Raw genomic sequence first — 7,830 nt, forward strand, 5'->3', positions numbered from 1 at the left:
TATTAAGCATCTGTATCCACTCCGGAAAACTCCAGAAATACTGAGAGAAATTCTGGAGTTTCTTTGTTGGAAGCAAATAAAAGCACTATGTAGTTTTTAGCCAAAAATGTAAATTCATCTACTAGAGGAAGTAAAATTTAACTTCGAGTAGAATTATATATCGTAAACGTAAATTTGCTGAAGTTGATTCTCAAAAATATAGCTGAGAGCGGCGGTTACTTTTCATCCCCTCTCTAAAAGCATTGGTAATCGTAAGCCTTATGTCATGGTTACACCTTAACCAACTCACAAAGTTTTCTAAATCTTTGACCACTATCTTGTCTAAGACAAGTTATAAAAGTGGCAAATTCGACAATTGGTCCGATCACATTTTTGCAACTAAGCGCTTCCAACCTTGCTACCGCAAAGATAGCGCTGTTACTGACAAAACCAATCGTTAAAAAAGCGCTCACCAGGATTCAGTATACATAATCAGAGTAGACACTTAAATGTAAAGAATTATCCCAGAAATATCAACTCAATGTCGCGCTGGGTATCGTATTTGGCTAATAGCTGAGTAGAATTGGCAAATTAAGTAAACATCAAAATGGCAAGTATAGTAACTTTTTTAAGTAAAACTTCGCAATCAATATAAATTTTAAGCCGCATAATGTGTAGTGTAGTATGTCATGGGAAATACGCCTGTGGCCTAGTAGCCAATTACCAATAACCAAGACAGATATTGAAACTGATTACCAGAATTGGGCATGACTTATATTAAGAACGCCTTTGAAGAATTTCTTAGCACTGTAGAAGGTTTTGACCAATTACCTAAAGAGGAAATCGCCAATCTCTCGCAACACCTACAAGCGTGGCGCTACCGCATAGGTCAAAAAATTATTGGGAAAGAAGTAATTCCAGAACGAGTCACAATCATTTATGAAGGACAAGTACGCCTTTTAGGATACGATCCTCAGACGCAAATGCCAGTAACCTTAAAGTTGCTGCAACCAGGAGAAATCCTAGGCGAAATTGGTTTTTTGCGTCAGGTTGCCTGCGAAACAGCGATCGCATCCACAGAAATAGTCTGTTTAACCTTGAGTGCGGTTGAATACCTGCGGCTACTATCTGCATACCCAGCTTTTGCCAATACCCGCAAAAACCGCGCTCATATTATTGAAGTCTTTGATGTTCTGGGTTGGCAATTAGAACAGCAAGCTTTAGCTAGTGCTAATCTCAAAGAACTCTCAGAACAAGCTTTACCAGACGCAAAGGTACATTACCTCACTCCCGGAAGAACCCCATTCAATCAACTAAATCATGAAAGTATTTGGTTTGTAAGTGGTAGTGGTACAGTCAAGAATTACTCACCAGGTTCGCGTGTAGAGGTAAGTGATGGCGGACTTATCGAGGTTCAAGGGCCAAATTCTGTACGACTAATTGGTTTAGATCCATCAGATTTGTATTTCCTGAATAATCAGCCAGTACAGCTTCAGGTAACCGACACCCGACCCCACATTGCAGATGCATTAGATATTCCCTACGCCACTGAGGAAGAAGTTCCACAACCAGCATCCGCGTCAAAAGGTAAACAAAAACACCAAAAATATCCATTTTTCCGTGGTAGTGGGGAGATAAATTCCGCCTTTGCCTGTTTTCAAATGATCTCTAAGCACTTACAAATCCCGTTTCGCCGGGAAGTAGTGCGCCGCATCTTAACAGAGCAAATGAAACGGCAGGGTACTGTGTCATTTCAGCTTTGTGCTTACCTATCAGAGTTAATCGGACTCAAGGCTAATCTGGTAGATATACCCGCTACCGCGATTACGCGGATTCCTACACCAGCATTGATTCGCTATGGTGATAGTTTTGCTGTTTTATATGCAGCCGATGCCAATACTGTAGTTGTGGGTGTACCATCTCAAGGCATCGTGCGTTGCAAACCAGCTGAACTAGTAGCTCGACTAGAAGTCGATGAAGCTATGCCGCCTCAAGTGCGGATATTGCTGGTATCTCCCACCAGCGAAACACCTCAAGAGCGCTTTGGTTTGCGGTGGTTTATTCCCTATTTGTCACGCCACCGTCGTGTATTAATAGAAGTATTTATTGCTTCCTTTTTTGTGCAATTGGCAGCGTTGGCTAACCCACTGGTTATTCAGCTAATTATTGATAAAGTCATCGTTCAAAATAGTATTAGCACCCTGAATGTTTTAGGCGTGCTGTTATTGGTAGTTGGTATATTTGAAGCAGTGCTAACCACATTGCGAACTTACTTATTTGTCGATACTACCAACCGCATTGATATGAGTTTGGGGTCACAAATTATTGACCACTTACTCCGCTTACCACTACGCTATTTTGAACGCCGACCAGTAGGTGAATTATCAACTCGGATCAATGAACTAGAAAATATTCGGCAGTTTCTCACTGGTACAGCTTTAACAGTGGGTTTAGATGCAGTATTTTCGGTGGTTTATATCATCGTTATGCTGTTTTACAGTTGGCAACTTACTCTAGTAGGTTTGGGAACCATTCCTGTATTTGTAATTATCACTTTAATTGCATCTCCTACCGTTAGTAGACAGTTGCGTAGTAAAGCCGAACGGAACTCCGAAACTCAATCTTATTTAGTTGAGGTAATGTCGGGGATTCAAACAGTGAAAGCGCAAAATATCGAATTGCGATCGCGCTTTTCCTGGCAAGAGCGTTATGCTCGTTATGTAGCAGCCGGTTTTAAAACTGTTGTTACTTCCACCCTGGCTAATTCCACCAGCAACTTTCTTAATAAACTCAGTAGTTTACTGGTGTTGTGGGTAGGAGCTTATTTAGTACTCAAAGGCGAATTAACCTTAGGTGAATTAATCGCCTTTAGAATTATCTCCGGTTATGTTACTAGCCCGATATTACGTTTGGCTCAACTCTGGCAAAGCTTCCAAGAAACAGCCTTATCCTTAGAACGGTTAAGCGATATTGTCGATACACCAGAAGAAGCAGAAAGCAATCGCCAAAACATCCCTTTACCTGCAATTGTGGGAGCAGTGAAATATGAAAATGTTTCCTTCCGCTTTGCAGCGAGTGGTCCTCTGCAACTTTCTAACGTCAGTGTCGAAATCCCTGCTGGGAAATTTGTCGGCATTGTCGGGCAGAGTGGATCTGGTAAAAGTACGATGATGAAGTTACTGCTCAGACTTTATGAGGTCGAGTCTGGCAGAATTTTAATTGATGGTTACGATATTGGCAAAGTAGAACTTTATTCACTGCGGCGACAGATGGGTGTAGTTCCTCAAGATCCACTATTGTTTGACGGTACAGTTCAGGAAAATATTGCCCTGACTAATCCTGATGCGACAACCGAAGAAATTATCGAAGCGGCTCGCATTGCAGCTGCCCACGAATTTATCATGAGTTTGCCTAACGGTTACAATACACGTGTAGGCGAACGGGGTGCAGCGCTTTCAGGTGGACAAAGACAAAGAATTGCGATCGCGCGATCGGTGTTACAACGACCAAAGTTATTAGTTTTAGATGAAGCAACTAGCGCTTTAGATTACCCCACAGAGCGACAAGTCTGCCTCAATTTAGCTCAAGACTTCCAGGGAAGTACAGTATTTTTTATTACTCACCGCCTCAGTACAGTTAGCCATGCGGATACAATTATCGTCATGGATAATGGCAGGATTACAGAACAAGGAAGCCATCAAGAGTTAATGGCTGCAAAAGGTCATTATTGTTACCTTTATCAGCAGCAAGAAGTCAACCTGTAATGAGTCAGTTATCAGTTATCAAGGCACAATCTAACAACTGATAACTGATAATTCATAACTAATAAACAATTAATAATACAAAATCTAAAAATACTATGACTCAACTTAATGGAAATAATTTGAATGGCATGAATGGCAATGGAAGACATAATAACGAAGCACCGACAGATTCACGGGTAATCACATCTGCCGCCAAAACTCCTAAACAGCCTGCATTTAACTTCCAAGAAACTAACTTTGAGCAATCTGTTGTACTTCGCCAATCTCCAATTTGGTCACGCACAATCATGATATCTCTGATGGGGTTAGCCTGTTTTGGGATCGCTTGGGCTTGTTTTGCCAAAATTGAGCAAGTAGTACCAGCAGCAGGCCAATTAAAGCCAGAGGGAACTGTAAAAGAAGTTCAAGCTCCTATTAGTGGAGTAGTGAAAGCAGTGTATGTCAAAGATGGTCAACAGGTAAAATCTGGAGATTTACTACTGACTTTTGATTCCATTGCTACCCGCGCCGAATTAAATTCTTTAAATAAAATTCGCGCTGCAATACTTCAAGAAAACCAAATTTATCGCCGCTTGATGGGAGCTAGTTTTGCAACAACATCTGAGCTAGAATTTTTGCGTGGGAGATTACCTCAAGAAACAGCTTTTCTTCTCAAAAGTCGGGCATCCTTAGTTTCAGAAAATGAATTGTTGCGAAATCAATTAAAAAAATATAGTACAGAAGCTGGATTAGGAACTGATGAGCTACAACGTCTAGAAGTTGCCAGAAAAGAATTAGATTCCCGATCATCAGCGGCAAGGTTGGAAGTTGAAAAAACTAGGAAACAACTTACGCAAACTCAAGTTAAAAGGCAGGATACTGAATCAAGTTTAGCTATCCAGCAGAAGATTTTAGGTAAAATCAAGATATTAGCAGAAGAAGGCGGTATTTCTCAGCTTCAGTATCTTAACCAGCAACAACAGGTACAAAATCTGAGTGCAGAAGTAGCACAATTATCTGAGGAAGAAAAACGCCTCCAGTTCGATATTGAAAAAGGTCAGCAGCAGTTAACCAATACCGTAGCCGCTTCAGATAAAGAAATTTTAGAAAAAATCTCTCAAAACAAACAACGCATTGCTGACATCGATAGTCAATTCATGAAAGTTATTTTAGAAAATGAACAGCGTTTAGCAGATGTGACTAGCAAAATTTCGCAAACGCAGTTGAATGTTAAATATCAAGAACTTCGCGCTCCCGTTGGCGGTACCATTTTTGATTTACAAGCGAAAAACCCAGGATATGTAGCTAATCCTACTCAAAAACTTTTGCAAATTGTGCCTAATGAAAAATACATTGCAGAAGTTTTCATTACTAACAAAGATATTGGTTTCGTCCGCAAAGACATGAAAGTTGATGTGAGAATTGATTCCTTTCCTTTCAGCGAATTTGGTGATATTAAGGGACGAGTTATCGAAATAGGTTCTGACGCATTACCCCCAGATCAAACACATCAGTTTTATCGCTTCCCAGCACGAGTTAGTTTAGATGAACAATCTTTAATGATTAAAGGGAAAACAGTTAACTTACAGTCAGGTATGTCAATCAGTGCGAATATTAAAGTTCGCGAGGAACGCTCGGTAATGAGTCTATTTACTGAGTTGTTTACCAAACAAGTTGAGAGCCTCAAAGAGGTACGTTAGGCAATATTTGTGTAGGATTGTTGGTAGCCTATTAGGCTAACAACAAACAAGTTAATTGATTATATTGACTATAGATTTGTGCTGTTGTGCATCAAGAATGTACAACAGCTTATTTATAATAAATTTATTAATACCAATTCGATCCAGTTCAGTTAAGGGTAGATTGGATTAAAGGAAATCAAATCAATTGATTAAACATCTTGATTTATCAGCGTACATCGGCGTTTAATTATTCTTATCTGAACCGTATTGGCATATAATTTCGCTCTTAGCGTTCCCGCAAGGTAGGGTAGGCAGGCTTTGTATGTATAGCCTCACATATAACAGGTATAATTACATAAGCTAGCGTGTATTTAAATTGCCAATCCGCCGAGCACGAGAATATTTACCCTCAACTAAGTTTCTGAATTTTAATTATGGTTTATCCTCAACGTATTGAACCCTCTCCCGAACAAGAGTCAGTTTGGGATTATCCTCGTCCTCCACGCCTTGAGGATACAAGCAAACATATTCAGATTATTTTCAACGGGGTAACGATTGTAGATACCCACTCTGCCAAGCGTGTTTTAGAAACTAGCCACCCACCTGTATACTATATTCCTCCTACGGATATCAAAATGGAATACCTTTTCCTAACACCGCAATCTAGCTTCTGCGAATGGAAAGGACGTGCAGGTTATTACAGTATTCGTGTTGGCGATAAAGAAGTTCAGAATGCTGGTTGGTTCTATCCCAATCCCACACCAGGCTTTGCATCTATCAAAGACCATGTAGCTTTTTATGCTCATATTATGGATGCTTGCTATGTTGATGGGGAAAAAGTGCAACCGCAACCTGGTAACTTTTACGGTGGCTGGATCACTAGTAATATAGTTGGGCCTTTTAAAGGTATTCCTGGTAGTTGGGGATGGTGAATTCTAAAGCAACTAACAAGAATTTTTATTCCGCTGAGGCTTGCTTGGTTCGATACGGCTTGATGAGCAGGCTGACTCCTGTTGCCCAGGCAACTGAGGACGTCCAGCCCGCTAGAATATCGCTGGGATAGTGAACTCCTAGATATAGGCGCGTCCAGCCAATTGCCAACACAAACAGACCACCGGTAATCAGAACCAGTATTCCCCAGCGACTACCCCAAGTTAGAATCACTAAGGCTGCTACCAGGGTCATGCTCGACATCGCATGACCGCTAGGAAATCCATAGTCAAATTCTGGGGCGGGTGATTCCCACAGGTGGGGACGAACTCGATGCAACAGTGTCTTCGCTGTTCGGTTAATGAGGATGCTTCCCAGCAAGGTGGTGACGAAGTAAGCAAGTTCGCGCCATCGACGTCTGATAAACAGAAATAGCGCGATCGCACTAGCAAGGGGAAACACACCCCAGAATACCCCTAATTTGGTTAGTGTGGAAGCGAAAACATCTAGTTGAGGTTGAGCTGTCGAGTGAATTGCTAGCAGGATAGGCACATCCCAGGCAAAGCCACCTTCGTTTTCCCACACCTCCTCAGCTAACTCCCCGAAGATTTGTAGGGGTAAAAACACTCCTATTAATAAGAGCAGCAGGGAAGCACGACGGCGAACAATCAGATGCTTTAAGAAACCTAGGAAAGATTGGAAATATCTCCAAAAAGCAGAGTTGAACATTTTGTTTTTTAGAGCACCACAAGTCCTCAAGGGTTAGTCACTCTAATCTTAATTTTAGAATCGAGAGTTCCTTATGAAAGTAGAAGTAGTACCCCATGACCCAACATGGCGTGTCAAATTTGAGGATGAATCCAAGCTAGTGGCGCAGGCGCTAGGAACAAATGTCATTGCTATTCATCATATTGGCAGTACCGCAATTCCTCATATCTACGCAAAGCCGATTATTGATATGTTGGTTGAGGTCAAAGACATTGCCAAGGTAGATGAGCAAAATTCAGCGATGGCAGCGTTAGGTTATGAAGCTATGGGTGAGTTTGGCTTACCAGGTCGTCGTTTCTATCGCAAGCATGATGCAACAGGCAAAAGGACACATCATGTTCATACGTTCGAGAACTTTTCTGGGTTACAAAGACACCTGGCGTTTCGCGATTACATGATTGCCCATCCTGAAGATGCAAACAGATACAGTGAATTGAAGCGTAAATTAGCGAAGCAGTACCCGGACGACATAAATGGATATGTGGATGGAAAAGACGGATTTATCAAGGATATGGAAAAAAGAGCATTGGAATGGAAGCGATCGCAAAATATATGTAATATGTAACGCCTAATTATTTATGAGTCTGCAACAAAATACTTTATTCATACATAAAAAAACACCCCCCATTTCTGGAGGGCGTTTTTTATTTAGCTAAGACTTGAGTATTAGCCGTTGATTGCAGGAGCAGTTAACGCAACAGGAGCAACTTCACCAGCAGCCAAGTCTA

At 41.2% G+C, this 7,830-nt stretch carries 5 protein-coding genes; 4 read left to right on the top strand and 1 reads right to left on the bottom strand.

Translation table 11 applies throughout. The annotated features are described in order from the left end of the window. The first annotated feature begins 746 nt into the window (after window positions 1-746). The 3 genes from BV372_RS15080 to BV372_RS15090 all read left to right on the top strand — a co-directional run bounded on the left by BV372_RS15080 (window position 747) and on the right by BV372_RS15090 (window position 6,336). A complete protein-coding gene (locus BV372_RS15080) occupies window positions 747-3,743 on the top strand; it encodes a peptidase domain-containing ABC transporter (protein ID WP_086687316.1) in 2,997 nt (998 codons plus the stop codon). A gap of 95 nt (window positions 3,744-3,838) precedes the next feature. Then, a complete protein-coding gene (locus BV372_RS15085; protein ID WP_086687317.1) occupies window positions 3,839-5,422 on the top strand; it encodes an HlyD family efflux transporter periplasmic adaptor subunit in 1,584 nt (527 codons plus the stop codon). Window positions 5,423-5,838: 416 nt separating this feature from the next. Beyond that, window positions 5,839-6,336: a DUF427 domain-containing protein gene (locus BV372_RS15090; protein ID WP_086687318.1), complete on the top strand. Its 498-nt coding sequence runs from the start codon at window positions 5,839-5,841 to the stop codon at window positions 6,334-6,336. Between the two features lie 25 nt (window positions 6,337-6,361). Here the strand turns inward: BV372_RS15090 and BV372_RS15095 are convergent, their stop codons facing one another. Then, window positions 6,362-7,063, bottom strand: coding sequence for a phosphatase PAP2 family protein (locus tag BV372_RS15095; RefSeq protein WP_086687319.1), 702 nt, complete (start codon window positions 7,061-7,063; stop codon window positions 6,362-6,364). Window positions 7,064-7,136: 73 nt separating this feature from the next. Here BV372_RS15095 and BV372_RS15100 point away from each other — a divergent pair, with 73 nt between their 5' ends. Beyond that, on the top strand, window positions 7,137-7,667 hold the full coding sequence (locus BV372_RS15100; RefSeq protein WP_086687320.1) for a GrpB family protein: 531 nt from the start codon (window positions 7,137-7,139) through the stop codon (window positions 7,665-7,667). Window positions 7,668-7,830 lie beyond the last annotated feature (163 nt).

This window comes from Nostoc sp. T09 (assembly GCF_002154695.1).
Classification (GTDB): Bacteria; Cyanobacteriota; Cyanobacteriia; order Cyanobacteriales; family Nostocaceae; genus Aulosira.